At 63.0% G+C, this 2,606-nt stretch carries 3 protein-coding genes; 1 reads left to right on the top strand and 2 read right to left on the bottom strand.

Translation table 11 applies throughout. The annotated features are described in order from the left end of the window. Positions 1-93 precede the first annotated feature (93 nt). The gene (locus ACVOLS_RS21480) at positions 94-1,092 is read right to left on the bottom strand and encodes a sensor domain-containing protein (protein ID WP_481547309.1); all 999 of its coding nucleotides are present in this window, start codon (positions 1,090-1,092) and stop codon (positions 94-96) included. After that, a complete protein-coding gene (locus tag ACVOLS_RS21485) occupies positions 1,092-1,454 on the bottom strand; it encodes a PadR family transcriptional regulator (protein WP_303746967.1) in 363 nt (120 codons plus the stop codon). Before ACVOLS_RS21485 ends, ACVOLS_RS21480 begins: the two co-directional genes overlap by 1 nt. Before the next feature lie 154 nt (positions 1,455-1,608). Here ACVOLS_RS21485 and ACVOLS_RS21490 point away from each other — a divergent pair, with 154 nt between their 5' ends. Further along, positions 1,609-2,511: a peptidylprolyl isomerase gene (locus ACVOLS_RS21490; protein ID WP_481547310.1), complete on the top strand. Its 903-nt coding sequence runs from the start codon at positions 1,609-1,611 to the stop codon at positions 2,509-2,511. Positions 2,512-2,606 lie beyond the last annotated feature (95 nt).

The following is a 2,606-nucleotide window of genomic DNA, read 5'->3' on the forward strand; positions in this document are numbered from 1 at the left end:
CTCTACTGGTAATGCCTCTGCCGAGCATGGCTCGGCACTACAAAAAGAGGGCGCCATTGGCGCCCTCGTCTGCATTCCTTCCATCCGCTGTGCTTACAACCGCACCAACAGATGCTTGGCCATGGCGCCGTGCAGCTTGCCGACGCCACGTGCCAGATGCAGCGTGCCGAACAGCAGCAACACGCCTACACCCACCAACACCGGCCACAACCAGAACGCATTGCCAACGTTGATGCCATCGATCCAGAGCCCAATCGGCTCGTTGGTAACCAGCGCTGCAACCGGTGCGAACACCAGCGCCAACGACGTCGACAGCAAGGTCGTAGCCACGGTGAAGTACAGGATGCCCAGCGGCAGCATCAGTACGAAGTACAGCATCGTCAGCCAGGTGCGGCCGTCCGAGAACATCGCACCGATGCGCTGCAGCCAACCCTGGCTGCGATCGGTATAGGCGGGACGACGCGGCATGCGCACACCCAACATGGTTTCGATGATGCGGCCTTCAACCAGCGACAACACCCGCACCGAGCCCAGGAACAGCAGCAGGATCGGGATGCCGATGATCAGGATCAGCAGCGATACCGACAGCGACAAACCGGTGACCACCCAGGTGAAGAAGAAGATGCCGGTGGCCAGCGACAGCAGCATGTAGAACAGCGAGCCATAAGTGTGTGGATCCAGCGCAACACCGAAGAAGCGTGCCAGCAAGGAACGCTGTACCGGCGCAGCAACCGATGCCGCAGCGTTTGGCTCGACGGACGACGCCGTGGTACCCACTGCCGCCATCGCCATTACAGGCTGCGGCCGCGCTGTTGGCCGCGGTGTGCGCATCGCGCGGTTCACCGTGACCTCGGTTTCGCGATAGATCTCCGCAACTTCCTCCGGCGCACCGTAGCTGCCGGCAACACCCGCGATCACCTCGGCTTCGCTCTTGCCCGGCTGTTCGGCCAACTCGGAGCGCAGGTATTCCTCGGCGTCGTACAGTGCGTCCTGGATCATCGCCAGGTCAGCGCCGCTCAATGCGGCACGCAGCCGGTCCAGGTATTCGGGAATCGTCGTCGGCAGCGGCCGCGCGTTGAATTCGATAGTCATCAGTTGACTCCTTCCAGTACCGACTCGACCGAGTCGCGGGTGGCATTCCAGGCAGCGATCCATTGCCGCAGGGCGGCACGACCGTCGTCGTTGATGCGGTAGTAGCGCCGCGGCGGTCCAGCCACCGATGGCTCTACATGGCTTTCCAGCAGGCCAGCGCCTTCCAGGTTGCGCAGCACCGGGTACAAGGCGCTCTGCTTGCCGCTCAGCACGCCATCACCTACCCGCTCCAGCTCCTTGGCAATCAGATAGCCGTACAGCGGCTCCGGCGCCTTGGCCAGCACCGCCAGCAAGGCCAGCGACACCGTGCCAGTGCTCAATTCCTTCTGGAACTTGCGCAGATATGCATCCAATTCAGTCATGGCCCTCACTCCTGCCAGCTAACGTGAAGTAGATACTAGTACTTAGTTCGCTATAGTGAATATGCCGGTAGTCACCCCCACCTCGGTCACGAGGCTGGCGGGCAGCAAGTGCAATCGCGCAGAATCGGGAACACACCCATCTGGAATGCGCACGATGACGCTACGTCCCTGCCTGCTCGCCCTGGCCCTGTCGCTGTCCCCGCTGCCGCTGCTGGCGGCCGACGCCCCCGCCAAGTACCGCAGCGCGCAGGAGATCATCGATGCCGCACCGGCCAGCGACTGGCATACCCCGGCAGCCGAGAACACGCTGTACATGGATGTGGAAGGCGGCCGCGTCATCATCGAGCTGGCCCCGCAGTTCGCTCCCGAGCACGCCGGCAACATCCGCACCATGGCCAAAGAGCATTTCTGGGATGGGCTGAGCATCTACCGCTCGCAGGACAACTTCGTGGTGCAGTTCGGCGACGCCGATGCCGACGATGCGGCCAAGGCCAAGTCGATGGGCAGCGCCAAGAGCCACCTGCCAGCCGAGTTCCAGCGCCCGCTGGAAGGCCTGGCATTCACCGCCCTGCCCGACCCCGACGGCTGGGCGGCCAAAACCGGCTTCGTCGGCGACTTTGCGGTCGGCAGCGATGGCAAGAATGCCTGGCTGGCGCATTGCTACGGGGCGCTCGGTGCTGGCCGCAACAACGACGAAGACAGCAGCATCGGTGCAGAACTCTATGTGGTCACCGGTCAATCGCCGCGTCAGCTGGACCGCAACATCACCTTGGTTGGTCGCGTGCTCAAGGGCATGGAACTGCTCAGTTCCATCAAACGCGGCCCGGACCCGATGGGCTTCTATGAAGACCCCGCGCAGCGCACGCAGATCAAGGCGATCACCTTGGCCAGCGAATTGCCAGAAGCTCAACGGGTAAAGCTGCAGGTGCTGCGCACCGACTCGAAGACCTTCGCCGATGCGGTGGAAGCGCGCCGCAACCGCGTGGATGGCTTCTACAAGCGCGCCGCCGGCCATATCGACCTGTGCAACATCCCGTTGCCGGTGCGCATCCGCTAAAAGGCATCCCTGTAGTGCCTAGCCATGGTCGGCAGAGGCCTTACCGTTAAAGCCGTGCCGAGCATGGCTCGGCTCTACAGGCACCTTGCTTGACA

It is taken from the genome of Stenotrophomonas sp. STEN038 (genome assembly GCF_056759895.1).

Bases quoted from the DNA above. Each gene is read 5' to 3' on its own strand.
- ACVOLS_RS21485 (WP_303746967.1), bottom strand. From the start codon at position 1,454: ATGACTGAATTGGATGCATATCTGCGCAAGTTCCAGAAGGAATTGAGC.
- ACVOLS_RS21490 (WP_481547310.1), top strand. From the start codon at position 1,609: ATGACGCTACGTCCCTGCCTGCTCGCCCTGGCCCTGTCGCTGTCCCCG.
- ACVOLS_RS21480 (WP_481547309.1), bottom strand. From the start codon at position 1,092: ATGACTATCGAATTCAACGCGCGGCCGCTGCCGACGACGATTCCCGAA.